This is a genomic window from Pseudoalteromonas issachenkonii (genome assembly GCF_002310795.1).
Taxonomy (GTDB): domain Bacteria; phylum Pseudomonadota; class Gammaproteobacteria; order Enterobacterales; family Alteromonadaceae; genus Pseudoalteromonas; species Pseudoalteromonas tetraodonis.
On the sequence record NZ_CP011031.1, the window covers coordinates 466,072 to 492,293 of the forward strand.

17 protein-coding genes and 1 pseudogene are annotated in these 26,222 nt (G+C 38.8%); 7 read left to right on the plus strand and 11 right to left on the minus strand.

What is annotated here, in order from left to right; all coding sequences use genetic code 11:
• Positions 1-22: 22 nt before the first annotated feature.
• The 3 genes from PISS_RS17715 to PISS_RS17725 form a co-directional block, all read right to left on the minus strand.
• Entirely contained in the window at positions 23-3,211 is a 3,189-nt protein-coding gene (locus PISS_RS17715; protein ID WP_058155916.1) for a TonB-dependent receptor, read from the minus strand.
• 327 nt (positions 3,212-3,538) lie between these two features.
• The gene (locus tag PISS_RS17720) at positions 3,539-6,745 is read right to left on the minus strand and encodes a TonB-dependent receptor (RefSeq protein ID WP_058155918.1); all 3,207 of its coding nucleotides are present in this window, start codon (positions 6,743-6,745) and stop codon (positions 3,539-3,541) included.
• Between the two features lie 43 nt (positions 6,746-6,788).
• On the minus strand, positions 6,789-7,643 hold the full coding sequence (locus PISS_RS17725) for a S1/P1 nuclease (protein ID WP_024600936.1): 855 nt from the start codon (positions 7,641-7,643) through the stop codon (positions 6,789-6,791).
• Positions 7,644-7,878: 235 nt separating this feature from the next.
• Between PISS_RS17725 and PISS_RS17730 the strand changes: the two genes are divergently transcribed.
• Both PISS_RS17730 and PISS_RS17735 read left to right on the plus strand, forming a co-directional pair.
• Positions 7,879-8,748, plus strand: a complete 870-nt coding sequence (locus PISS_RS17730; RefSeq protein ID WP_036954974.1) for a type 2 periplasmic-binding domain-containing protein — start codon at positions 7,879-7,881, stop codon at positions 8,746-8,748.
• Positions 8,748-9,695 (plus strand): hypothetical protein, encoded by a 948-nt coding sequence (locus tag PISS_RS17735; protein ID WP_058155920.1) that lies wholly within the window; start codon positions 8,748-8,750, stop codon positions 9,693-9,695. Before PISS_RS17730 ends, PISS_RS17735 begins: the two co-directional genes overlap by 1 nt.
• A 169-nt stretch (positions 9,696-9,864) precedes the next feature.
• Here PISS_RS17735 and ushA read toward each other — a convergent pair whose 3' ends face one another.
• Both ushA and PISS_RS17745 read right to left on the minus strand, forming a co-directional pair.
• The gene (gene ushA, locus PISS_RS17740; RefSeq protein ID WP_058155923.1) at positions 9,865-11,484 is read right to left on the minus strand and encodes a bifunctional UDP-sugar hydrolase/5'-nucleotidase UshA; all 1,620 of its coding nucleotides are present in this window, start codon (positions 11,482-11,484) and stop codon (positions 9,865-9,867) included.
• A gap of 75 nt (positions 11,485-11,559) precedes the next feature.
• A complete protein-coding gene (locus PISS_RS17745; protein WP_013463154.1) occupies positions 11,560-11,754 on the minus strand; it encodes a hypothetical protein in 195 nt (64 codons plus the stop codon).
• A 295-nt stretch (positions 11,755-12,049) separates the two neighbouring features.
• Here PISS_RS17745 and PISS_RS17750 point away from each other — a divergent pair, with 295 nt between their 5' ends.
• Positions 12,050-12,793, plus strand: a complete 744-nt coding sequence (locus PISS_RS17750; RefSeq protein ID WP_058155925.1) for a peptidylprolyl isomerase — start codon at positions 12,050-12,052, stop codon at positions 12,791-12,793.
• A 310-nt stretch (positions 12,794-13,103) separates the two neighbouring features.
• On the opposite strand, the gene PISS_RS17755 is transcribed toward PISS_RS17750, so the two are convergent.
• Entirely contained in the window at positions 13,104-13,523 is a 420-nt protein-coding gene (locus PISS_RS17755) for an MAPEG family protein (RefSeq protein ID WP_029609943.1), read from the minus strand.
• Between the two features lie 153 nt (positions 13,524-13,676).
• On the opposite strand from PISS_RS17755, the gene PISS_RS17760 reads away from it, so the two are divergent.
• Positions 13,677-16,559, plus strand: a complete 2,883-nt coding sequence (locus tag PISS_RS17760; RefSeq protein WP_058155927.1) for an insulinase family protein — start codon at positions 13,677-13,679, stop codon at positions 16,557-16,559.
• Positions 16,560-16,661: 102 nt separating this feature from the next.
• Here the strand turns inward: PISS_RS17760 and PISS_RS17765 are convergent, their stop codons facing one another.
• Positions 16,662-18,044: a Na+/H+ antiporter NhaC family protein gene (locus PISS_RS17765; RefSeq protein ID WP_058155928.1), complete on the minus strand. Its 1,383-nt coding sequence runs from the start codon at positions 18,042-18,044 to the stop codon at positions 16,662-16,664.
• Between the two features lie 302 nt (positions 18,045-18,346).
• Here PISS_RS17765 and PISS_RS17770 point away from each other — a divergent pair, with 302 nt between their 5' ends.
• Positions 18,347-18,862, plus strand: a complete 516-nt coding sequence (locus tag PISS_RS17770) for a GNAT family N-acetyltransferase (protein WP_058155930.1) — start codon at positions 18,347-18,349, stop codon at positions 18,860-18,862.
• Here PISS_RS17770 and PISS_RS17775 read toward each other — a convergent pair.
• The 3 genes and pseudogenes from PISS_RS17775 to PISS_RS17785 all read right to left on the minus strand — a co-directional run bounded on the left by PISS_RS17775 (position 18,859) and on the right by PISS_RS17785 (position 22,347).
• Complete coding sequence (locus PISS_RS17775) at positions 18,859-19,467, minus strand: PqiC family protein (RefSeq protein ID WP_028834116.1); 609 nt, start codon at positions 19,465-19,467, stop codon at positions 18,859-18,861. The two genes, PISS_RS17770 and PISS_RS17775, sit on opposite strands and share 4 nt — an antisense overlap.
• Positions 19,467-21,122 carry an intermembrane transport protein PqiB gene (gene pqiB / locus PISS_RS17780; protein ID WP_058155932.1) on the minus strand — a complete coding sequence of 552 codons (1,656 nt, stop codon included), beginning with the start codon at positions 21,120-21,122 and terminating at the stop codon, positions 19,467-19,469. The genes PISS_RS17775 and pqiB overlap by 1 nt, the downstream gene beginning before the upstream one ends.
• Positions 21,119-22,347 (minus strand): annotated as a pseudogene (locus PISS_RS17785) (PqiA/YebS family transporter subunit). Before PISS_RS17785 ends, pqiB begins: the two are co-directional and overlap by 4 nt.
• A gap of 130 nt (positions 22,348-22,477) precedes the next feature.
• On the opposite strand from PISS_RS17785, the gene PISS_RS17790 reads away from it, so the two are divergent.
• A complete protein-coding gene (locus PISS_RS17790) occupies positions 22,478-23,248 on the plus strand; it encodes a substrate-binding periplasmic protein (RefSeq protein WP_058155936.1) in 771 nt (256 codons plus the stop codon).
• Here the strand turns inward: PISS_RS17790 and PISS_RS17795 are convergent, their stop codons facing one another.
• Complete coding sequence (locus PISS_RS17795; RefSeq protein ID WP_008464384.1) at positions 23,249-24,058, minus strand: thioesterase family protein; 810 nt, start codon at positions 24,056-24,058, stop codon at positions 23,249-23,251.
• 239 nt (positions 24,059-24,297) lie between these two features.
• Between PISS_RS17795 and dnaK the strand changes: the two genes are divergently transcribed.
• On the plus strand, positions 24,298-26,214 hold the full coding sequence (gene dnaK, locus PISS_RS17800; protein ID WP_058155938.1) for a molecular chaperone DnaK: 1,917 nt from the start codon (positions 24,298-24,300) through the stop codon (positions 26,212-26,214).
• Positions 26,215-26,222: the final 8 nt, after the last annotated feature.

Here is a 26,222-nt window from a genome sequence, read left to right on the forward strand (position 1 = left end):
TACACTAATTTAATCAATCAAATTAGAACGTGTAACGAACACCTACACGCATTTCCCATAAAGAGGCATCGCGTTGTACAGACTGTTCAGCACTACGTGCACTGAAGTTTGAGTAAACGTATTGACCTTGGTCATTAATATTTACTTCAACCATCTTATTACCCACGAAAGAGCCTTTTCTTAATACACCCCAATCATCGTTTAACATATTCGTTAAGTTATCGATTACGAAGAATGCTTCACCTTTATGGCCATCCATAAAGCCAGGTACTTCTTGAGTGATTTTAAAGTTAAATTTAACAAACCAATCAGAGTTCTGTTGGTTACGACCAGTGATTTCACCACGTTTAAGACCTTCAGATGCAATAAAGTCGTTAAACTCATTGATTTCATCAGCACTCATGTTGTAGACAACGTTTGGATCATTTTCAAGTGGTACATACAATAATTGACGCGCGCCATTAGAGTTTCTATCACCAAATTGAATATCGCCCGCACCGGTGTCGCGATTACTCTTATAGGTAAAGCTATATGGTAAACCTTTGTATGCTTCACCAAATAGGTTAAAGCGGGTGTTATAACCATCGAAGAACTCGTGTTTATAACCTAGGTTTAATGTAAAGCGATGTGGGATTTCGTAATCAGATGATGCCACGCCAGGGTTACCTGGGTTTGATGTTGCTAGGTTACCGTAGTTTGAGCTGGCTACAGAGCTAGTCATTGGGTTTACATCATCTGCATCAGTGTAAGCGTATGAGAACTGAACGCTAACGCCATTATCAAAAGCTTTACTTACTGCAGCAGATATAATTGAAGACTCACCACTATCACCATTCACATTTGTTAGTAATAGTTCACCACTACGATATTTACCTGGATTTAATGGATCTTCTTTTCTTTCATAGATAGGACGACCATCAAAAGTAGTTTTACCAGAATCTTGTAAAGCAATATCTACAAGAGTCGCTGCATCTCGCTTCTTAGTGTAAAGGTAATCCAAAGCAATAACATAGTCGTTTTCTGTAGTATATGTAGCACCTAAGGAGTACTTCCACTCTGATGGGATTTCAAAGTTAGGATCTACCGCGTTTGTTGTAGCATCACCCGAACCAATTTCAGTATTTGCTACTTTGTCAAACATATCTTGTGGAACGTCGTAACCTGGAGTACCACCATTTACATTTGGCGTATCAAATAGGTCAACTAGAGTGACTTCATCATCACCAGAACCAACTTTATAAGAATTACTGATATCGCTGATATAAGCACCAATATTGGTGATACCATCATTTGAATATGAGTTAGACAACCATACATTAGGGTTACCGCCTGAGAACAAACCAACACCCGCACGTACTTCTAGTGCATCGGTTGCATACCACTCAAAACCTACGCGTGGTTGAATTAAATCAATACCGTCAAACGTTGACTGATTGCTAAAACCGTAACGATTAGTGAAATTCTGATTTAATGTTGGTTTGTCATCGCTTGAATAGCTGTCGTAACGAAGACCAAATGTTAATGATGCATCGATATCTGAAAAGCTGTATTCATCTTGTACATAAAATGTATTTTGTGAATAAGCAAAGTTAGCAGCTGCATCATTTGGGTTATTCGTACTTGCAGAGTTATTATAATAAACTGCATTAGCAATCCCATTTCTGTATGCGTCAATCGAAGCAAAACGCCATTCACCTTCAGTATGTTGTACGAATTGGTTAAATACTTCTAACTTTTCATACTCAAAACCAGCGGTAATCGTGTGCTGATCAAGGTAGTAGGTACCTGAGAATTTAGCTGTTGTGGTATCGTAGTTTAAATCATTTGATTGACGAGAGTCATCAGGACCAACGTACACCGTGGCATTGTCTGTGCTGATTTGGAACTCACCAAAACCGCTTGCTGCGTCTAAAGATTGAACGCGAGCGTCAAGCTCTGATTTACCTAAACGAACTTCAGTTGAAAAGTTGTCATTCCAATCAGAGTAAAGTGATGCAACGATTGAAGTAAACTCTGCGCCTTGCTCATAAAAGTGGCTGTCAAATGCGAGCTCATCACCATCTGCATCTGATTGCGATAAAGTAAAGCCATCATTGTAGTTATAAATTAGGTTAGCACGGTGGTCATCGTTGATGTTCCAATCTAGCTTCACTAGGATTTTTTCATCTTCTACTGGTGAGCTAGCTGGTGTTACACCGGCTTCGTAACCATAAACATCACGTGTAATTTGTTTAATTTCATCAATTTCTGCAGAAGACACTAAAGATGAATAGTTAAACTGTTTAACACCTTCAAGTTTTTCGTAAGAAGTGAAAAGGAACAGCGTGTCATTAATTAGCGGTAAACCAACATTAAAGCCATAACGTTTTTCACTGTAATCGCCGTTATCAACGTCATTACCTTCAATCTTATCGCCTTTCATCGAATCGTTAGTGTAATCGTAGAATACACCACCGTGAATGTCGTTGCCGCCAGATTTGGTAACTGCATTGATGTTACATGATGTAAAACCACCATATTGAACATCAAAAGGGGCTAATTCTACCGCTACTTGCTCGATTGAATCAAAAGAGAACGGAGCGCGAATAGTAGGGTAACCATTTGAGCTTAAACCAAAGTTATCGTTCATACGAACGCCATCAAGGGTTAAGCTGTTAAAACGTGGATTACCACCACCACAGTTGATTGAACCACGGCTATCATCGATAGCAACGCGAGGGTCAATACGAATAATATCTTTTAAATCACGGTTAATAGCTGGTTGATTTTCAAGATCGCTTAATGTGAATGTTGAAGCAGGACCCGTACCACCAGACATAGTGCTAATAGGGCGACCAGTTACTACAATTTGTTCAACATCTGAGATATTTTCAAGTGAAGTATTAACAGGGTAGTCGCTACCAATGTTCAAGATAATATTATTGAACTCTTGGTCAGCGTAGATGTCTGAGTCTACAATTACTTTGTAAGGGCCGCCAACACGAAGACCTTTAGCAGTAAAGTAACCAGCGTCATTTACTTCAGTTGTTTTAACAGAGCCTGAAGGAACGTGTAAAATAGTAATTTTAGTTCCTGCAGCAGGGTTACCGTTAGGACCCTTTATTTGACCTTTAATTGCAGAGGTTGTTTCGTTTGCAATTGCAGCACCACTCACACCAACACATGCTGCTATAGCAAGTGATAGAGCTGTTTTGCGAAGTTGAATTTTCATTTTATTTTCCCGTGTAGTTAAATAAACTTTTAATAGCTTTTTTATTTTAATTTTGGATTAAGCGACCGCAAAATACACTTAACCCAAAATACTTACATAGTGTACCTCATTTGTTTGTTACAAATAAAATACAACTGTAATTTTTTTATTATAAAACACTTTATTTATGAAATTTAGCATTTTATCTATGTTTCAATATTTTACCGTTCAAATAGTAAGTAGTTTTTATGACAAACAGATGAAAAGTGATTTTTTCCATAAAAAAAGCCATTACATGCATGTAATGGCTTTTTTAATTTTACGAGTTTTTGATGTACAGGCTATGTATTAAAACTTATAGCTAACACCAATTTTAGCTTGCCAAGCTGATGAGCTAGTTTGATATTGGCTATAGTTACGAACATCAGCACCATTAAATCTGCTATCAATTATATAACGACCTTGATCGTCTAAGCCGCCAAAGTCGTAAACTGCTTGGTCAGAGAAACCTAAGCGCTTTTCTACGCCCCAGTCACTGTTTAATAAGTTGGCAAAGTTATCAATCATAAAGTAAACCTCACCGCTATGACCTTTTGCAAAACCTGGGATCTCTTGTTTAACGCTAATATCCATAGTGGTAACCCATGGTTGCGTGCCTGAGTTACGGTCTAAGATTTGACCTCGCTCAGAAATACCCGCTCTATTAAGTAGTGTCTCAAGTTCACTCCATGATAGCCCTGATTCATCCCAGTTTACGTTTGCATCATCTGCACCAGTTGGAATATACGCTAAATAAGCTGAGCTTGAATAAAAGTCACGCGTATCACCTAAGTCACTATCTTGATACATACCCATAGTATAGCTAAATGGACGACCAGAGCGACGTTCAAAATACACATTAAATCTTGTGGCATAGCCACTGAAGAACTCAGTGTTATACGCTAAATTAACTTTAAAGCTATGCTCTACTTCATACGCACCACGGGCAGCAAAGTCTTCATTTCGGCTCTTAGTGATATTGTACTGATAGTTGCTTTGTGCACGTGATGAAGAACCTGAAGACGCTTCTGTTACATCCTGATGTGCATAGCTTGCTGAAATATAAAGGCCATTTTCCCACTCTTTAGCAAGTGCTGTTGAAATAATAACAGAGCGACCATCATCAGTTGAATTAGTCATTGCTATATCAAAGTTATCAGCTAAATCACCGCTGTAAATACTTTCATAGATGATACGTTCGCCGTCGGCTGCAACACCTACAGGTTTTATGGCGGTGTTATGCCACACAGCTTCGTTTTCTTTTTTATGATAAGCAATTTCTGCTTGCCATTTAAAGCCTTCACCCAGTAATTCAGAATCAAAGTCGTACTCAAATCCAAGTTGTGCACGGATGCTTGACGGTAGTTCAAAATTTGGGTCAACATAGTTTGTACTACCTGCACCTTGAACTAAAGAACCTTTTATAGCGTCTGGTACTTGAGTGATATCAGCTTGATTATTAGCATAGTAATCGTCAATAACGCTTTGTGGTGCATCTACAAATGTAATGCCATCGTTTTGGAATGAGTTATTGTACCAAACGTTAGGAATACCGCCTTGGAAACGACCTACACCACCGTTAACTGTTAATGCTTCTGTAGCGTAATACTTAAAGCCAATACGCGGTAGAATAATATCTAACCCATCGAGATTTTCTTGATTGCTAAAGCCATAGGTGTTTAAAAAGTTTTCGTTGAGTGTTGGTTTATCATCAGAAGATAAACGCTCATAACGAACACCTGCCGTTACTTCTAAATCATCACCAACATAAAAAGTATCTTCAATGTAAAGTGCTAATTGATTACGGGTTGCGTCGTAAGCGGTGTCATTAGGGTTATTTGTAAAGGCATTGCTGTAGCTAAAATCGTACTTTCCTTTGTAGTTACCTACTTCACGATTTTCGAAACCATTAAAGTTATCAAATTCCCATGAACCGAGAGAGTTAGCTGCAAAAAGGTTGTATAAGTTTAACGACTCATATTGCATACCAAAGTTAATTTCATGCTCGTCCATTAAATAAGTGGCATCAAGAGAAAGTGTTAAATTTTCTGTTGCTGAGCTATTTGCATGGCGAAACTCATCGGTACCAAATTCATAAGAAGGGCCGCGGAAGTATTCTTCAACTTTAACGCTACCAATATCAGAATTTGTTAAACTTCTCGATGATACATCTTTGTATGCAATACCGATTTCAGTTGAAAAGTCTTCATTCCAATCTGAATATAGCTTGGTAGCAAAGTTATTAAACTTGGTTGCGTAGGTATAACGACTTGATGCAAACTGAACTGATGTGCCACCAGTTCCAAAGTTTGTTTCATCTTTGTCATCTTGCCACTGATAGGTAAAATCTAAACGATGATCATCGGCAATGTTCCAGCTTAGCTTTACAAGTAATGTTTCGTTGGTGTCTTTAGGGTCGCCTCCAAGAGAATCGGTTAAACCGTATTCGTTATTTAGAATATTAAGGAAACGGTTATAGCTTTCTTCACTCACATCGTATTCGTTGGTTGCGCCTGAACCTTCAAAACCATAATCTAAATCTAGTTCGCTTGACCATTTATTGTAGTTAACAAAGTAAAATAAGGTATCGTCTATAAGTGGGCCGCCAACATTAAAACCGTAGCGTTTTTCAGTTTGGTTAGGTTCTACTTGTTCAACAATATATGTGCGGTGACCATCGTCATCTAAAACTGGGCGGTTATCAGCAAACACTTGAGATATGCTGTCTACATCGCCTGCAATATCAGGTGTTGATGTTTCGTAAAAACCAGAAAACTTAAGTTCGTTAGTACCTGACTTAGTTACCGCGTTAATAGTACCACCACCAAAGTTACCTTTAGAGGCAGAGAATGGAGAAACATCAACAGATATTTGCTCAATTGCATCAAGGGCTACTGGAGGCTGTGAAGTCGGGTAGCCGCCGTAACTTAAACCAAAGTCATCATTTTGGCCAATACCATCTACGGTTAAACCATTCGTACGTGGGTTGCTGCCGGCAAAAGTTAGCTCACCACTGCCATTAATACTCGCAAGCGGATTTAAACGTGCGATATCTTTAATGTCACGATTAAAGCTAGGCATGTTATTAATGGTATCTTCACCAAACGTGCTGCTAGAACCACCCGATTGTTGGACAATTTTATAACCAGACACTTCAATTTTTTCAATATTGAGTGGTGCTAATTGCGATGTTAATCGGTAAGTTTCGCCAAGGTTTAAAAAGATGTTTTCAACGGTAGTATCGTTAAACGTATCAGAGTCGATGATCACAGTGTAAGGTCCACCAACACGTAAACCATTCGCAATGAAAGTACCACTTTCATTGGTCGTTAGTTCACTAATTGTGCCGGTTGGTTGATGAACGACCTTAATTTTAACGTTTGCAGCGCTCGCACCTGAAGGTGTGGTTATTTTACCACGCATTGCAGATGAAGTGTCAGCAGCCATAGCGCTTGTTGAAACTCCTAGAGCTAGAATTACAGCCCCAGTTAATTTCGAAAGGCGAAGCTTAGTCATAATGTTGATTTCCCATGTAGATGATTTAAGTTAGAAACTAAATTTATTTTTGTGTTTGCTGTGTTAAGGCCATTTTTGATTGCGTGTTAGCAGGATCAAATAATGTATTTAACAATCCAGCCAAGCGAATTCCCGCTTGTTGCAAGCGTGTTTTCACAATAGGGGTGTTGTTGTAGATATAGTCGTAGCTAATCTGTTCTTCTGTTGATTCATATATTTTTAGGGCTAAGTTGTGCGACTCTTCAAGCCAGCTTGTTGGTGTACTTTGTAAATATTCACTAATTAGCTCGCTGTTGTTGGTATTTATAAACTGAGCGTATTCAGTAAAAGATAAGTTTTCGTTTTCTACTAACTTGGTATCCCATAAGCTATGAAGATTGGTTTGTTGGTTAAAAAAAGAAACCTTAACGCGATTGCCGCCTCTATCTTCTGCTCTTCCTGCATGAAATGGTTGATGGCTGTCACCCACTAAATGCACCAAAAAACGCAAGCTAAACTGTTTGGCCGCAAGGCTTGATTTATCATCTTTCAACACGCGGATAGAGTAGTGAATGCCTTCTAATATGTTTGTTACTGATTCTTTGTGTTTAGTGTGGTCGTGGTCAAAACTAAAGGTCGCGTTGTCATCAGCATTAATGTAATGCCAACGAGATGATTTTTTTTGCCAAAAGTCACCTGGTGCAGATCGCATTTCGTCAGGCCATGTTGAAATCTGAGCTAAAGATTCGCCGTTGAGATAGGGGATAAGTGCAGTCTTAGTAGTTTCGCTTATGTGCGACTCTGCAATTTTACCCACTACACGATGCCCGTTTTGGCCCCAAGCATTACAATCTGTGCTTGCAAATATTGCACTAATTAAAAGTGTTAAAGAAAGCGAATATTTTACATTTTTGTACATTGAAGCATCCTAGTAGTGTGACATTTATTTTGTAAACGCTGATAAGGTCAATTGTCCTCATTTTTTTAGTTGATAGAAAGGACTCAATAATATTCATATTTTCTTGTTTAAAGTTGTTTTTATTCAATGGCTTGGGTTTGACAGGTAAAATTACCTATTGTAATAAGTAATTAAAATTGTTCAAATGAGCTATTACTCTAATTTAAACGGGTGTTTTTTGAATATTAAGAAGTTAATGTTGCATAAAACAGCAATTGTTACATTTATGTTTCTGGGCGTGTTGCTAAGTTGGTTTTCAGGTCAAGTTATTGTGGGCGAGGAAGATATAACGTTTCCAGTAATAATAGAGACATCAACGACATGTCAAACAACGGCAACGGCTAATAAGAGTCAACTTATAGTATTTACCCCCTCAAAATACGTTGCTCAATTACTTACTCAAAATCTCTGTGGCGACAAAGTAGTGGCAAAACAGTATGGCTCTGTCATTGGCTATTGGGGATATAGAACCGTTGATAGCTTAGAGTTTGTAGGTAAAGGTATTGCAGATTTAATTTTAGCGAAAAATAATATTATGGATGCGTTTAAGGCTGAATCTACTTACAACTATCAGCCTGTGGTTGGCTTTTCTGATTACACTGCATTTTTTATCTCTTCAAAAGAAAAACCTAAGATCAGCAAACAATATTTTTTAGATAAAAAAATCGGTCTGTTAGATTATCCAACGAGTCGCTCAGGACACATTTTACCCAAACAAGCCTTTAAAGAGCTAGGCCTAAACATTGCTCAGCTAAAAATAACCTATGCGAGTTCACACAATGAGTTGAGAGAATTATTGGCGAACGGGGAAGTCGACCTTATTGCCTCTTTTTGGAGAGAAAGTGACAGTCAGCGTTTTTCAAAAAATTATATTACGCCTATTAGTAGTAATGTGGCAGGCACCCGTTGGTACTTAAAAATGCAGCATAACAATACTGATTTACTCTGTGCTGTACAGTCTCACTTATTGAGTATGTCTAAAGAACAATCGTTTCAATATTATCAAGATGTTGAGCCATATTGGCAGTGCAACAGTTACCCCGTTACCTTTATAGGGGAATCGTAATGAATAGGTTAATATGGATAATATGCACAATTTTTTTATTCTTGGTTTTCTCGTCTGTTTTTTATATTTCGACAATGCAAAAACAACAGCAAGTAAATAAATTACAAATAATACAAATAGAAAAACGAATCGCTTTAGACTTACCTTTGTTAGATTTATCTAATGAGCTGCTTAAACACTCAGGTAATAAAGCAGCTTTACTTAATTATATTCAAACCTTAAACACCTTTATTGATAGTACCGGTATTGAGGTTGTAGCTATAACGCCACAGCATGAATTTGATGCTTCTTTAAAAACTTACACAGAGTTTATTCGAGAGTTAAATAGTAATAATGGTGTGGTGTTCATCGTTTTCTCTTTGAGACAGCCGTATTTTACGGGTGATGTGGTAGCTATTTATGGGATGCTTTTTATTCTTAGCATATTACTAACATACCTAATAAAATTAGCCTATATTAAAAAAAGTGATGAAAAACAGGTTGTTCACGCAGAATCAAATACTACAGAGTCAAAACCATTAACCCTGATTATTGATTTAAAAAGTAAAACATTATCGAGTAGCGTTTCTTTGGAGCACCAAGTAGCTTTGGCAAACAAACCGTTATGTTTTTATTTAGCGCTTGTGGAATATTGCACTAACAATCCAGAGATCAAGCTTAATCATAACAAGAATGTACCCGAGGAATTGATAGAGCTTGCCAATAAATATTTCTATCGTTTAGTTGAGCTTGGTCATACAGTAAGAAAACGTCCAAACTTTAATAACAGTCTAGAGAAAACATTGAGTGAAATTCGTGCGTCACTGGATGATGTGTTAAACGATTGCCCTGAGCAAAAGGGATTATACTACCCACCGAAAGCATTTGGAGAGGGCTCACGCTCACGAATGCACAGTTATGGGTTAGCAAATGTGGGTCAAGGAAATATAGAAATAATAGGAAAGTAATCGTGCTTTGCTACTTAATCTTAACTCTGGTTAAGAGAGCTACTAATTTAAATAGAGTGTGAGAGGTTTGTGGGTTGAAGTGCGCTTAAATTGGCTTGGTGATAACATAAACCTGAATTATGAGTGTCATTATATATCAATGACACTCATCACTGTTCAATACAGATTACTATTTAGGTGCAAACTCATGTGCATCAACAGGGCTGTGCTCTGCAAAAAATCGTTTTAATGCCTGAGAGTCCGTTTCATCGGTGCTTACGAATCCTTTCATGTGAGTAATTTTAGGGTAACTATCGCCACCAGAAGCATTATATTCATTAATACTCATGCGGTATGTTTTGTTTATATCAAGCGGCTTGCCGGCGATGAACACGTTAGTTACTTGATCCTCTTTAAGCTCAAAGGCTAAGTTGTGGTATTGCATGTAGGCTCCAGAGTCTGGTGGGAAACGCGTCACGACATTTAAATAGGTTAAAATATCATTGCCTTTGAAATCGATATAAGCGACACGGTTTTTAAAAGGCTGTACTTTGAGTATGTCTTTATAACTCACGTCACCCGCATTGATGCTATCGCGAACACCGCCACCACTGATAATGCCAAAATCGGCACCTACGGTATTCATTTGCGCTTGAATAATAACGCGAGCAAGGTTAGTTTGCTCAAAGCGTACTTTGTTACGATCACCCTCGAGTCTGTCATTCACAAAGCCAATTTTACCCTCAATTTGTTTTGCCCCTTTTTGTTGGTACGCCGCTAAAAAGGTTTGTAGCGCTGGATCTGGTTTAATGTAATTTGCAGCAAGTACGGATTTTACGCTACCGTCTTTTTGCTTTTTATCTACGTATAAATTAACGGGCAATAATTGATAACTTAGCAGTGATAATTGACCGTTTTCTAATTTAAACTCCGCTTTACCCACATACTTACCCCATTCATGGGCTTGCATTATCCAGGTTCCATTTTGTCGATCAGGTTTACAGGCTAAACCTGGCTTAAAATTCTCATCTGTGACATTTTCTGCAGCCATACACACTGGCTCTTGGGAATGGCCACCAATAATCATATCAAGGGCATTTTTATCTAAAGAGCGAGCAAGTGTGACATCACCTGGAGCATTTATCCCATAATTGGCATCTACATAATGCCCCATGTGCGTTACCGCAATGGTAATGTCAGGATTGTATTTTGCTTTTAATGTTTGGGTAAGTGAGGCGGTTATCTCAACCGGATCTTTAAAATCTAAGTGACCAATGTATTGCGGGTTACCAATTTTAGCGGTGTCTGTCGTTGTTAACCCAATTACAGCAATGGTTAAGCCGCCTTTGTTGAATATTTTATAACGCTCAAAAATAGTTTCGTTAGTTTGTTTATCAAAGATATTAGCCGATAAAAGAGGGAAATTAGCCCATTGCTGTTGCTGTCTTAATACACTTAATGGATTATCAAACTCGTGGTTACCTAGTGCCATTGCGTCATAGCCAATTTTCGACATGCCTTTGAAATCGGGCTCAGCAAATTGTAGATCTGATTCAGGAATACCGGTATTAATATCGCCACCTGATAATAATAAAACCTGATGCCCTTGTGCTTTTGCATCGGCTCTTAGCTGGTCGATTAGGGTTTTACGCGCAGCCATACCATATTCGCCTTTTTCATTATGCCAAAAGCGACCATGATTATCATTGGTATGAAGAACAGTTAAATAGTGTGCTGCAGGTTTATTGACTGAGTCACTGGCACAGCCATATAAACCAAGAAATAAAATGAGAAAAACAAGAGTACGCATAAAATACCTATCGATTAACAAAACTCAGTATAGTAGGCGGCTAGTTTAAACTAGTTCGAGGTTAAAAAAACGCACTTATTCATATTTTTCAGCCAATGAGACTTCACGTTGCTGCTCTACAACCCGTTTTCTGCGTGCGAGCTCATCATGTGCGTATTGAGATTTTTGATGATTTACATCAATCATCCATTTCAAAAAGCTGACGGGAAGCTGGGTGTATGGTTCACCTTGGTGTAGCCCAAAGTCACAAATAGTCGTGTTGTTTGCCATTATATTTACTCCTATCACTGTGTAGGCTGATAATAACAAAAAAAGAGTGATTGATAAGGGGCTTTTTAAGTACCTTGCTAGGCTTAAAGTGAATTAAAAAAGAGTCACCGTGATGTACACCAAGGCACTCAGACAATTAACTCTCCATAACGTGTTTAAAATTAAAATGTAAACAGTTGTAACTGCAGTGTAATTACTTTGATATGAATTGTAGCGTTAAGTGCTTATGTATCGATTTATAAAATGAATCACACTATTCTATGACGCCTAATGACAATAAAAAATAGGAATAATAATGAAGAAGCTTATCTTAGCGTCAATTTTAACTGCAGCGAGCTTTTCAAGCGCAGCAACCATAGTCGAAATGCAAACGAGCCAAGGAACGATAGAAATTAACTTGTTTGATCAACAAACACCTAAAACAGTAGAAAACTTCCTAAGTTATGTTAATGATGCTGCGTATAATCAAACAGTAATACACCGCTCTGTTGATAAGTTTGTCATTCAAGGAGGAGGCTTTACTTTTTCTGACAAAATGGATCCCATTACAACCAAGCCAGCGGTTATTAACGAACCTGTTTACTCTAATGTAAAAGGCACAATTGCCATGGCAAAGCAGGGCGGCAATGAAAACAGCGCCACTAGCCAATGGTTTTTTAATATGAGTGATAACAGCCAAAACTTAGATTTACAAAATGGTGGGTTTACCGTTTTCGGACAAATAACAGCACAAAGCCAAGAAACTTTAGATAAAATAGCGGCCTTAGTTCATTGTGCAGAGGTACCATTGGTTGGTATTACTAAAGAGCAATGTTCAGATGAAAATGTAGTTATTAGTAATCAAAACTTAGTGTCAATACAAACGGTGGTTGTGCTTGATGACGATCCTAATTCAGCACAAAACTTAACACCTAAAGAGAATACATTAATTGATAACGTAGAAGTGACACCACCACAAAGTTCAGACTCTAGTGGCAGTATGGCATGGTTTTTAGGCGCACTATTGCTTGTAGCACCTAGGTTAAAACGCACTAAATAAGCCGTAAAAATAACGGCGACTTATCATAGCCGCCGTTTTTTTAGTTAGGGTCTGTTGATCTTTGCGGATTACAATTTGTTCAAACTAGGGGCGGTTTAATCGCGGCGCGAGGTTTGTAACCTAGTGGGCTAAGTAAAAACCGAGCAACAAAGAGTAAACCGCCCCTAGGCAGAACCCGAAGGGCACCGCCTGTTTGGCATTGATGCTGCGTTATCGCCTATTTATGGGGAATAACCACACCACATAGGCTCTGCCTTGCCTAAATACCAAACAGACTGCTGCAAATTTAACCTTGAAAGGTCATCAGACCCTAGTTGTAAAGTACGCTCACCAGTAACATTACCCATATTACAAACACAGATAAGCAGCCTAGCAAAAATACTCTAAAACGGGCTCTTAAATGATTACTACCAAGGTGAATGAGGCTATGAATAATGCGTGTCGCTACAAATATACACGCCAAGACTGCAATAGGGACACTCGCCATATTAAGCTGTAAAGCAAGTAAACAACCCGCATAAAAAAGCACAGGTATTTCAAATTGATTGCTAAAATTACGATCAGCGACTCTGACATGATCGCCCGCATTATCAAGTCGCATAGCAGCAAAGTCACTTAACTGTATGTGTTTGTTTTTAGCCGCCGCAAAACGTCGTTTTCCCATTATTACCATCACAACTAATGAAAGTGTTACCTGAACGAACATGGCTATTATTATTATCTTTTCCATAACTTACCTTATTATTTATATAAACTATTCACAATGTGTTACACAATTAAGTGCTAATTAGTAGCATAGTATTAATTGATAATGGTAGTTTATAAGTGATTTAGTCTTTTTATAACACTAAGCCCATATTTAACAGCAATGGATATAACTAAAATGAAACACATCATCGGCTTAAGTGCAATTGCACTGGCAATATTAAGCGGTTGTTCGAATACCGCCACTCTTTCTCAATCATCACAAACATCACTTTTATCACCAACGCTTGTTGTAAGCCCTAACGATAATCGTGAATACAAAACACTAACACTTGCCAATGATATTGAAGTGATTTTAGTTTCTGATCCAAGCGCAGAAAAATCGGCTGCTTCATTGAGTGTCGGCGTCGGCCTGCTGCACGACCCAATGAGCCAGCAAGGTATGGCGCATTATTTAGAACATATGTTGTTTTTAGGCACTGAGCGCTACCCTGACACTAAAGGGTACTCCGATTTTATGACTAAAAACGGCGGAGCGCATAATGCCTATACGTGGCTCGATATTACGAACTACATGTTTAAAATTAATAACGATGCGTTTGATGAAGGCTTAGACCGCTTTTCAGACTTTTTTAAAGCCCCTAAGCTTTACCCAGAATACACAGAAAAAGAAAAAAACGCAGTGAATGCTGAGTGGTCAATGCGTCGTGAAATGGACTTTTTTGGCCAATTTAAACTTGCACGTAAAATGATGGGTGAACACCCAGCTAATCGATTCTTAATTGGTAACCTTGAAACGTTAGGCGATAAAGCTGATAGTTCATTACACAAAGAAACTGTTGATTTTTATAATAAATATTATTCATCAAATATTATGAAAGTGGCGTTAATTTCTAATTTACCGCTTGAAGAAATGCAGAAAAAAGCAGAAAAATACTTCGCTGATATTAAAAATAAAAATATTGAAAAGCCAAAAGTATCAGCCAAGCTAGATTTTGATAATGCCGGTGGTAAACGTGTTTTTTACTCGCCAAACGAAGACGTTAAACAATTACAGCTCGACTTTACAATCACTAATAATCAAACTGAATTTGCAGTAAAACCTAATCGTTTTGTTGCCTATTTACTTAGCAATGAAATGCCAGGTAGCCCAGCACAAATATTACGTGATAAAGGCTGGGTATCGCAGTTATCAGCGTCTGCTTCACCAAATCAATATGGTAACTATGGCTCTTTAAATGTGAACATAGAGCTGACTGATGAAGGCATGAAAAACCGCGAAGCCATTGTTGCGACTATTATGCAATATATTGATTTAATTAAACGTGAAGGTGTTAATAGTAAGTACTTTAATGAAATTCGCACCTCTTTAAATAACCAGTTTAAATTTTTAGAAAAAGGTGATGAGTTTAACTACGTCAGTGCGCTGACTCAAAGCATGCAAGATTACCCGTTAAATCATGCGATAAACGCACCATACTACTACGCTAAGTTTGATGCTGATGCGGTTAATAATGTACTAAAACAACTTAACGCAGATACCTTACGTGTTTGGTATATTTCTCAACAAGAAGATACTGATTCACAATTACATTTTTATGATGGTAAATACCGAATTAGTGATATTAGCGACGCAGAAATTGCCAGCTGGGAAAAGCCAAGTGAATTTAATTTAGCCTTACCAAGTGTTAACAACTTACTGCCAGAGAGTTTTGCAATTAAAACGCAGGCTTTTAAAGAGCAAAAACACCCAGAACTTAGCTATGATAAAAACGGTGTAAAAATCTGGCGCCAAGCAAGCCAGCAGTTTGCAGAGCAACCCAAAGGTTTAGTTGAGGTGTATATCAACACACAAACAGGGTTGCGTGATATTAACTCAACCGTCCTTTATTCTGTGTGGGCAGATTTATATAACACTCAATTAAGTCAGCTACGAACCGAAGCGGCTATTGCCGGTATGAATGTTAATTTAAGCTCAAGCAATGGCTTAGTTTTATCATTAAGTGGTTTTACCGATAAACAAGATACCTTACTTAAACAAGCGTTAGCTGGATTTGACGATAAAATTTCAGCGCAAGCATTTAACCAAGCGATTGACCGTTATCAACGTGATTTACTCAATCAGCAAAAACAGTTCCCGTATGCACAAGCGTTTAGTGAATATTCAAAACTGACTCGAACCGGTAGTTTTGATACTGACGCGCTTATTAAGGCAGCTCAATCACTGACACTCGCTGATTTACAAGCATTAAAGCAAAGCACCTTAGCGAATAATAACTTACGCGTATTTAGCTATGGTAACTATAATCAAAAAGATATTGATGCCATTGCTGCTGAATTAACGGCTATTTTACCAAATAATCATACAAAATCTGAGTTTGCTCGCAGTAAAGCCTGGTTACCACAACTAGGTGAAGCGCGCGTATTACACAAAGATATTGATGTAGCCGATGTAGCCGTTGTCGATATGACCATTCACCCAACGCCAGGTTACAAACAAAAAGCGCAGGCGGCGGTTTTACAAGGACACTTTAGAACAATCGCGTTTGACAAAATGCGTACCGAAGAACAACTAGCTTATGCGGTAGGGGCGTTAGCGCGTCCTATTGAGGATTACTCTGGTATTGGTTTGTTTATTCAAACACCGGTTAAAGGACCAAAAGAAATTCAAGTACGCTTTGATAAGTTCAAAAAAGAGTACGCTTTAGAGCTTAATGCCATGAGTGAGGAAACATTTGCACAGCTTAAAAATGCAACGTTGGTCTCGTTAAAAGAACAGCCAAAGAATTTAAGCGACGAAATGAGTCCATTGATTAACGATTGGTACCGTGAGAACTTTGATTTTGATTCAAAACAAAAGTTAATTGCAGAAGTAGAAAAAGTCACCCTTGCTGATATTAAAGACTACTACCAGCAAACCATGTTAAATCCACAAGCAGCACGCTTAAATGTGCAATTACGTGGCAGTAAGTTTAGTGATAGCGAGTTTGCTGATTTGCCAAACCAAACTAAAGTGACGAGTTTAGATGCTTACTACAGCGATATAAAATTGCAAAAGTAAGTTGAAATTACTCAAAAACCAAACAAAACCCAGCCATTGTTGACTGGGTTTTGTTTTAACGGCGTTAATTATGGTTTTAGTAAAATGGCTACCATTGCCATGTTAGGCCATAAGTAAAAAGCCAATGATGGCAAAGCCTGCAGCAATTAAGGTAAAAGGTAATTGCGTTACAGCATGACTGATCAAATTACAGCCAGAGCCTTGTGCTGCTAGTACGGTTGAATCAGAGTAAAAACAGGCTTGGCTACCAAATGAAGACGCTGAAAGCAATGCGCCAATCACCAATGGAATATTTGCATCAACCGCTGTTGCCAGAGGCATGACAATAGGAATTGAAACCGCAAAAATCCCCCAACTTGAACCCGTCGCAAACGCTAATATCGACATCGCAATAAATACCACCGCAGGTAAATAGCCAGCGGTCATATACGGGCTTAAGCTGCCAATCACAAATTGTGGCAAGCCAATTAAGTCGCATACATCTTTAAAAATAAAGGCGGCAATCACGGTTCCAATTGCGGGGATCATACTTTTAAAACCATCCAGCATACGCTCAATCATTTCGCTAAAGCTCATTAATTTTTGTAACGCATAAAATGGCAAAGTGACAGCCATTGTCGCTAATAGACCTTTGTACACATCTATTTCAAAATATACGGTAAATGCGACTAATAAAATAATCGGCAACAAAAAGTTATATAACTTACCTTTAGGATCCGCATCTTCAAAGTGTTCTTCCGCTGCTTTTACTGCATATTCATCGGCGGTTTGTACTTGAGCATAAATCGCAGGCTCTAAAGTAGGAGCGTGAGTTAGCGCCTGTTGCTCGGCTTTTTTCATGGGGCCAAAAGTAGGGATCACGCCGGCAATAACCAGCACCACAGTCAACACCGCAAACCAGGCATAAAACATGTACGGAATGGCTTGAATATAAACGGCAATGCCTTTGCCTTCTTCTGCAATGCCGTTATCGACTAACAGGCCACCAAAAAATACAGCCCACGTTGACAAAGGGACGAGTACACAAATAGGCGCTGCCGTTGAATCAACAACGTAAGCGAGCATTTCACGACTCACTTTAAATTTGTCGGTGATCCGCTTCATGGTTTCACCCACGGTAAGCGCGTTTAAATAATCGTCAATAAATATCACGACACCCAAACAAAAGGTCATAAATAAGGAGGATCGTTTACCTCGGGTGTACTTTAAAGCCAAACTACCAAACGCAGAAGCCCCTCCAGTGCGCACTAATAAGGCAATAAGCGCACCAAAGCCGCCACACACAAGTATTAACCAACCAATGGTTTCATCAGTCATTACTTTGAGTGATGTGCTGGCAAAATTTGAGAGAACTTTGCTAGGGTCAGCTAAAACAAGGCCAACTAATGCACCAATCAGTAACGATAAAATAGGGCGGCGTAAAACAACAGCCAATACAACCACTACCGCAGGCGGCAGTAGAGTTAACGCAGAAGGTTCAAGCATTTATAAGATCACAAAATTAAAAACAGATTTAAAAAGTAAACTGCTTATACAAAAACAAAGAAGATGATAAGTTTGTTGTTAAATCATTTTCCAAGTCACTGCTTTTGCACGCGTGGAGGGCACTTAAAAAATTATGTTAAATTAATAGTTTTAGTGAAACGCGTTGGCTTTGGCGCCAGACGGCGCAAGGAATGCATGCCGCTATTGTTGTGCCTTTAAAAACATCGGCGCAAAAATAATCTTCTTTTTTATTTCAGTCAATAAAAAAATATCGGGTCGTTAAAAATTTATTAGGAGTTATTTTGAATATTGCTTTTACAACAGAGCGCTTACACATTCGCTTCGCACAAATAGCAGATGCGGCAGAGTTATTTAAGTTGGTTAATCAGGCTAATTTCACCAAATACATTGGTGATAAAGGTATTTATACCTTAGACGACGCTAAAAAATACATCAAAGAAAGTTTTATATCTGCCCATAAGCAGCATGGCTTTGGGCCTTATATAATCGCATTACATGATGAAACACTAGTTGGTATTGTTGGGTTTTATCAGCGAGCTGTTCTGCAATATCCCGATTTAGGGTTTGCGCTAAAAGACGGTTTTGAAAAAAAGGGCTATATTTTTGAGGCGGCAAATACCTTGCTAAACCATAGACAAAACTTGGGGATTAACCAGGTTACGGCGATCGCCCGCTGTGATAACCGTGCATCAAAAAATGTATTACAAAAGCTCGGTTTTAAAACCCAAGGTCAAGTGATCATAGAAAGCACTAACATTGCGGTAGACGTATATTTACTTAATACAGAGCGAAATTAAATTCGCGCTTTTTCAATTTCTTTTGCCGCAAGGATGTTGATTTGTTGCCACATTTTTTCAAGAGTAGCCACCAATGAATCATAGCCATCATCATCGATTGGCATAACAGATGAAAAATTATGGATGCTTAGTAAACGCCTACCCGATTCTGGGTGAGTGTAGTATAAACGCCATAGCCCTGAAATATCTGCATTACCTTGCAGATCACCGTTAAAGTGGTGTAGTTCGTATTCTAATTCGTAAAATGTTTGTTGCTGTTGGTCAGTAATAACGGGTAAGCCTTTAATAACCATCCAGTTTGTCATGGTATTAAATAATGTTTGCTGCGCGCTGGCACTGAGCATAACATCTGGCGACTCACCCCATAGATGATAATTAGCAGCATGGATTTGATTACTATCTACTTTCATAGCAATACCCCGATTATTCAATGCGCCTCTTAGGGTGACTGTTTGCACGCGCAGTTGTGCCTGTGTATCTTGCACATTTCGCGAAGAGTCATTAATGGGCTGCTCAAATTGGTAATACTGAATTGTTGTTTGAATAGCAGAGCTGCAACCACTGATAAAGATCACACCCGTTAAAAGTAAAAATAGTGCCTTCATTATTGCTTCCTCGGTTGTGGATCGTTAGGTAGTGATTTGTCAAAAATGAGCATATTAGGTTGCTCGTTTAAGCCACGGGTAAGAGGCTGAAACTCTTCTGTTAAACGTTTAATTTGTAGCAGTGTTTGCTCAAGTTGATAGTGCATTTGAGAGCCTGCTTGATAGCTTGCCATGGTTTTATCAAACTGGCGCATGGTTATTTCAAATTGTTCCATACTTTTGGTTATTTTTTCGAGATTACGATTAAAGTCGCCAGGTAAATTTTGTGTATCGGGCTTATTTAATAATGTGCGCATCTCACTGGCCAGAGCTTGATACTCGCTAAACGTAGTTTGCATTTTGGCTAAACTGTCTTCAATTTTTAAATTATTCACTTTATTAAGTACATCCGATACTTGATCGGCAAGCACCGTTATACCGCTCGATACACTAGGAAACACATCGTATTGAGCAAGTTTTTTAAGCTCGCTTTTTGGGGTGTCGGTATAAAAGTCAAAATCGACGTAAACTGCACCGGTTAGCAAATTACCCGGTTTAAGTGACGCTCTCATGCCATTTTCAATCCACTCGTTAACGCTTGTTTCCCAATACTCTTTTGCTACCGAGGTGATATGGTATAAACGACCATATTCTACTTTTATCAATACCGGAACTGCGGTATTTTTAGCGCGAAAATGAGCCGGTTTTCCATCTATAATTACATTGGCGGGCGCTTCAACCACTGTGCCTACGCGAGTACCTCTATACTCAACTGGCGCACCAACACGGAGTCCTCTAATCGATTGTTCGAATTCAATAAGGTAATAATCAAAATCATAAAAACGCTCTTCTAAAGCTTGCTTATAACTTTGACTCAAAGAAAAGCTATGACCATCTTGTGCTAAATCGCCAGGGGCTTGCTGATCAGGTAAGCCAACAGAAATACCGCCTTTTAATAATTTGCTTAGTGAACCGGTATTAATATTTATGCCATCAGCAGAAAGATCTATCTCAATACCTGAGTTAACCCAAAAAATAGAGTTTAAAGTGATCAGGTTCTCATAGGGGGCTTTAATAAAAATACCGTATTGCATTGCTTGGTTTTTCCAATCAAAGGTGGCGGTTTCTATTTGGCCTATTTTGTAGTTTTTAAAAAATATACCAGTACTCACATCAAGTACCTCAGCATTGTAACTGAGTAACTTAAAGCGTCCACCTTGAACATGTTTACCAATTAATGCGGGCTCTTCTTGCAGGGTAAAGCGCTTTTTAAGTCGGTTACTTTCTCCCGGTGAAAACTCTAAATAAACCCCTGAAAGTAGGGTACTCATACCACTGATCCCAGTTTCATCAATGCGTGGCTTTACTACCCAAATACTGGCATCTTCGGTGAGTAAATTATCATAGTTTTTATCTATTTGTGCTCGGGCAATTACACTGTCTTGGCTGTCAGAAAGGCGGACGTGATCAATTTGACCTATTTTAACACTTCGCACTTTTATTTCTGTTTTACCAGCAATAATCCCCTCTGCTTGGGGCATAGTGATGTAGATTGTTTGCCCTTTATTTAATTGATACTGATAAAGCATCCAAACACCAACAAATAAGGCAACCACAGGAATGATCCAAATTGCAGAAATACTTGATTTTTGTGCTACGTTAGCTGTTTTAGTCATGCTTTATTCTCTGCGTTATTATTTTTGGTGAGTCCCACAGTAGGCGAGGGTCAAATGCGTGTGCCGCCATCATTTGGCATAATACCATAACGGTAAAAAAGACGATGCCCAAACCGGGTGTAACCGACATTAAATTTCCTAGCTGCACCAGTGCAACTAATATAGCCACAACAAACACATCAATCATAGACCATTTACCTATAAATTCAGTAAGTTGATACACTTTTGTGTAACCTTTTGTATGCAGGTTAGCGGGTTTTGTAACCATAAAACACAAAAAGCTCAAAATAAGCGCTTTGGCTAACGGTACCACCACACTGGCAAAAAATATAATAATTGCAATAGGATACGATCCACTATTCCATAACGTAATAACACCCGAAATAAGGGTTGCAGGTGTTTCATCCCCTAGGCTAATAGTGTACATAATGGGGAGCAAATTCGCAGGAATATAACAAATCAGAGAAGTAACTAACCATGCAGCCGCTTTTTGTACGCTGTAGGGGTTTCTTAAATACGTTTTACTGTGGCAACGAGGGCAGATTGATTCAACGCTTAGTTGATGGCAAACATGGCAGGCTTTTATATTCTCATCAATAGCCCGCTCAGCGTTTGAAGTATTTTGAAGTGTAGTGGCAGGGCTTACTTGTGACCACAGCCTAGCACGATTTAAACGCGTCAATGCACTAACATAAAAAATAACAAATCCCACATAAGCAAAAAAACTGATACCAAAGCTAACCTCAGCCAATGACATTATTTTTACCATGCTAACTAAAACACCAATCAGAAATATTTCTGACATGATCCAAGGCTCTAGCGTTAAAGTGAATTTTAATAGTCTTCTTGCAACTGCTTGCGGCAGTGCTTTGAGTGCGCCTAAATGCAAAGGGATCAAAATAATCAGCAAACTCATAGGTAAAATAATAATGCTGATATCAATAAATAGGCCGAGTAGGTCACTATCATAGTTAAATAAAATCCGTGCTGCGTCGGGCAGGGTAATAGTTTGGGTAATACCATTACTACTAAAAGAGATAAATGGATAAAACATACTGCTGAGCAACATTAATAATGCGCTTAAACTCAGTGCGACTATTTCAGTGTCATGGTTTATATTAATACCGCGGACTTTATGGCTACAGCGTGGGCACAATGCCACTTGTTTGGCATTAATCTCGGGAATATCAATGATAAGATCACAGCTTGGGCAGGCAGTTTGCAAAATGTTAGCTTATAATTAATTCAATAATTTAAATATTGCTATAAATAATAGTTAAATACAAACGCTGCGGCTAAATTACTAAAGAAAAGTAAACCCAATAACTGAAAATAAAAACGGATTAGGTGAAAGAGTGAAAGTTGTATTTTTATTGGCCTTAGTGTGTTTATGTGGTGATAGTTTTGCATTTGTTAATGATAATAAGCAGCAACGAGTCATTATTGCGGCTAACCCTACTGTTGCGCCTTATGTAATAAGTGAAAATGATTCAGGTATTCAGCTCGAGATTGTAAAGGCAGCACTTAACAATCAAGACATAAATGAGGTTGATGTACATTACATGTCAAATCAGCGTGCAGATGCTTTATTGAACCAAGGCCATGTAGATATTGCTTTAAATTACTCGGGTATTTTAATTGCTGGCATATATCGAAGCCAATCGGTTGTTAGTTATGAGAATGTGGTGGTGAGTCTTAAAAAGAGTAACTTCACTATTAATAGTATTTACGATCTGGCGACTAAAAGTGTTTTAGCATTTCAAAATGCGCCTGCTTATTTACCCAAAGAATTTGGTCATAACTTGGAAAACTTGAGAGGCTATGAAGAAGTATTCAATCAACAAGCGCAGATACATCATTTAATGGCAGGGTGGGTTGATACGATTATTCTCGATAGACGTATATTTCTTCACTACTTAAAGGAATATCAAAAAACCAATACCACTAAAGATTTTGTTATTCATGCTATTTTTCCACCTGCGGCAAGGCCTGCGTATTTTAACAATGATTTGCTGAGACAGCAGTTTGACAAAGGCTTAGCAAATATAATTCAAAGCGGTGAATATCGCACCATAATGCTTAACTTAGATAAGCAATATACCCAGCGCGACTTCACTCGTTTTTAATTAATCAAATAAAGCAACAGTTTGACGGGTGAGCGCAATAAGCTCACCGGATTGCGACCAAATACAGCCATCTTCTAAGCCATAGCCATCTTTTGAATGATGAGTGATTGCTTCAAAACCCAACCATTCACCTGGCACTAAATTAGGCGCTTGTACAAATTCTAAATACCACGACATGCTACTAGCCGGTGCAGGTTGCTTAAACATTTGTAGTAATGTTGGCGGCCATGCGTCAGTAAGAGCAATAACATGAGCTTCTGTAATTTCTTCAGGCGTGTGTTTAAATCGCATCCAACCACCAAGGTGAGAGGTTTGCGCACTACTAAACGGCATGGCGCCTTGTTGCGGGCATAAATCAACATGCTGAAAAAATTCTGGCATTTTCCCAGGTACAAAGCCTAAACAATGGCCTTCGTTTACAGGGTGTAAGGTTAACGACTTTGATACCGGCACATTAATTGATGAGTTACGATTTTTTGCAAAACAGGCCTGCACGATGACACACACCGCATCATCTTGAATCGCTTTGGCGAGCACTTGGGTACTGCTTTTACCTTCACGTAATATTTCTACCGATAAAGAAAACGGTTTTTCAGCCAATAATGGCCCTACAAAGTTTGTACTTAAAGAAAGCAGTCTTCTTGATGAATCAACTTTATTGCGCATTGCTTGATAAAGTAGCGCAGCAGAGAGGCCACCAAAAGCAGTACGACCTTGGCACCAGTTAGCAGGAAACTGCATGGTATTGGTTAACGGGTCAGTTTCCTGACTCGCTTGGGCTGCTTGTTTTAATAATTGTTCAAAGTGCACAAATAATGTCCTTTTGCTGTTATTTGCTAAATTTATATCACACCCAAACTCATCAGACCAGACAATAAATAAGCTCCCAAATTACAAAAAATGAGCAATCCCTACTCTTTTTAGGGTTATTTAGTAAATAAATTAAAAAAAATGCGTTTTTTTTCATTTTTACAGTTGAATTAAGTTTGTGGCATCCCTATTAACTAGTCATCGAATGTATTAACGAATTTAGAAGTTGGAGAAGATTCATGGGTAGAATTATTGGAATCGATTTAGGTACTACTAACTCTTGTGTTGCAGTACTTGATGGTGACAAAGCACGTGTTATTGAAAATGCGGAAGGCGATCGCACAACCCCGTCTATTATTGCTTACACGCAAGACGGTGAAACGTTAGTAGGTCAACCTGCAAAACGTCAAGCGGTAACTAACCCAACAAACACGTTATTTGCAATCAAACGTTTAATTGGTCGTCGCTTTGAAGACGAAGAAGTACAACGTGATATCGGCATCATGCCTTTCAAAATTATCAAAGCAGATAATGGCGATGCATGGGTAGAAGCAGGCGGTGAAAAACGCGCTGCACCACAAATTTCTGCTGAAGTACTGAAAAAAATGAAGAAAACGGCTGAAGACTTCTTAGGTGAAGAAGTAACTGAAGCGGTAATCACAGTACCGGCATACTTTAACGATTCACAACGTCAAGCTACAAAAGATGCGGGTCGTATTGCGGGTCTTGAAGTAAAACGTATTATCAATGAGCCAACAGCTGCAGCCCTTGCATACGGTATGGATAAAAACCGTGGCGAAAACGTAGTAGCGGTATACGACTTAGGTGGTGGTACTTTCGATTTATCAATCATTGAAATTGATGAAGTTGAAGGCGAGCACACATTTGAAGTACTTGCGACAAATGGTGACACTCACTTAGGTGGTGAAGATTTTGATAACCGTGTAATCAACTACTTAGTTGCTGAATTCAAGAAAGATCAAGGTATCGATTTACAAAATGATCCGCTTGCAATGCAACGTGTTAAAGAAGCAGCAGAGAAAGCAAAAATTGAGCTTTCATCAGCACAATCTACAGAAGTAAACCTTCCGTACGTAACCGCTGATGCATCAGGTCCTAAGCACATGAACGTGAAATTAACACGTGCTAAGCTTGAGTCACTGGTTGAAGACTTAGTGACTAAGTCGATTGAACCGCTTAAACGCGCACTAGCTGATGCTGACCTGTCTGTGAACGATATCAACGATATCATTCTAGTGGGTGGTCAAACGCGTATGCCACTTGTTCAAAGAACAGTTGCTGAATTCTTTGGTAAAGAACCACGTAAAGACGTTAACCCTGATGAAGCGGTAGCTGTGGGTGCTGCGATTCAAGGTGGTGTACTTGCAGGTGACGTGAAAGACGTACTATTACTAGACGTATCACCATTATCTCTAGGTATTGAGACGATGGGGTCAGTAATGACAGCACTGATTGAGAAAAACACCACGATTCCTACTAAGAAATCGCAAACATTCTCAACAGCAGAAGATAATCAATCTGCAGTAACCATTCATGTGTTACAAGGTGAGCGTAAACGTTCAAGTGATAACAAATCGCTAGGTCAATTTAACCTAGAAGGCATTCGCCCAGCACAACGTGGTACGCCACAAATCGAAGTAACATTCGATGTTGATGCCGATGGTATCTTACATGTATCTGCAAAAGATAAAGATACAGGTAAAGAGCAAAAAATCACTATTCAAGCATCTTCTGGCTTAAGTGATGAAGAAGTTGAAAAAATGGTTCGTGATGCAGAAGCGCACGCTGAAGACGATAAAAAGTTTGAAGAGTTAGTAGCTGCACGTAACCAAGCTGATGCACTTGTTCACGGTACACGTAAGCAAATTGAAGAAGCGGGTGATGCTCTGCCAATCGAAGACAAAGACGCGATTGAAGCGGCTGTTGTTGACCTAGAAGCAGCAATTAAGAGTGATGACAAAGCAGAGATTGAAGCGAAAACGCAAGCGCTTGCTGAAAAGTCTCAAAAGCTAATGGAAATCGCTCAAGCTAAAGCACAACAAGCTGGTGGTGACGCTGGTGAACAACAACAGTCAGCTAAACAAGATGACGATGTTGTTGATGCAGAGTTCGAAGAAGTTAAAGACGACAAGTAATTGTTGCT

What these genes read in the sequence shown, in the direction of transcription:
- PISS_RS17755 (WP_029609943.1), bottom strand. Translation starts at nt 13,523, where the DNA reads ATGGAAAAGATAATAATAATAGCCATGTTCGTTCAGGTAACACTTTCA.
- dnaK (WP_058155938.1), top strand. Translation starts at nt 24,298, where the DNA reads ATGGGTAGAATTATTGGAATCGATTTAGGTACTACTAACTCTTGTGTT.
- PISS_RS17760 (WP_058155927.1), top strand. Translation starts at nt 13,677, where the DNA reads ATGAAACACATCATCGGCTTAAGTGCAATTGCACTGGCAATATTAAGC.
- PISS_RS17765 (WP_058155928.1), bottom strand. Translation starts at nt 18,044, where the DNA reads ATGCTTGAACCTTCTGCGTTAACTCTACTGCCGCCTGCGGTAGTGGTT.
- PISS_RS17715 (WP_058155916.1), bottom strand. Translation starts at nt 3,211, where the DNA reads ATGAAAATTCAACTTCGCAAAACAGCTCTATCACTTGCTATAGCAGCA.
- PISS_RS17745 (WP_013463154.1), bottom strand. Translation starts at nt 11,754, where the DNA reads ATGGCAAACAACACGACTATTTGTGACTTTGGGCTACACCAAGGTGAA.
- PISS_RS17750 (WP_058155925.1), top strand. Translation starts at nt 12,050, where the DNA reads ATGAAGAAGCTTATCTTAGCGTCAATTTTAACTGCAGCGAGCTTTTCA.
- ushA (WP_058155923.1), bottom strand. Translation starts at nt 11,484, where the DNA reads ATGCGTACTCTTGTTTTTCTCATTTTATTTCTTGGTTTATATGGCTGT.
- PISS_RS17775 (WP_028834116.1), bottom strand. Translation starts at nt 19,467, where the DNA reads ATGAAGGCACTATTTTTACTTTTAACGGGTGTGATCTTTATCAGTGGT.
- PISS_RS17725 (WP_024600936.1), bottom strand. Translation starts at nt 7,643, where the DNA reads ATGTACAAAAATGTAAAATATTCGCTTTCTTTAACACTTTTAATTAGT.
- PISS_RS17730 (WP_036954974.1), top strand. Translation starts at nt 7,879, where the DNA reads ATGTTGCATAAAACAGCAATTGTTACATTTATGTTTCTGGGCGTGTTG.
- pqiB (WP_058155932.1), bottom strand. Translation starts at nt 21,122, where the DNA reads ATGACTAAAACAGCTAACGTAGCACAAAAATCAAGTATTTCTGCAATT.
- PISS_RS17720 (WP_058155918.1), bottom strand. Translation starts at nt 6,745, where the DNA reads ATGACTAAGCTTCGCCTTTCGAAATTAACTGGGGCTGTAATTCTAGCT.
- PISS_RS17735 (WP_058155920.1), top strand. Translation starts at nt 8,748, where the DNA reads ATGAATAGGTTAATATGGATAATATGCACAATTTTTTTATTCTTGGTT.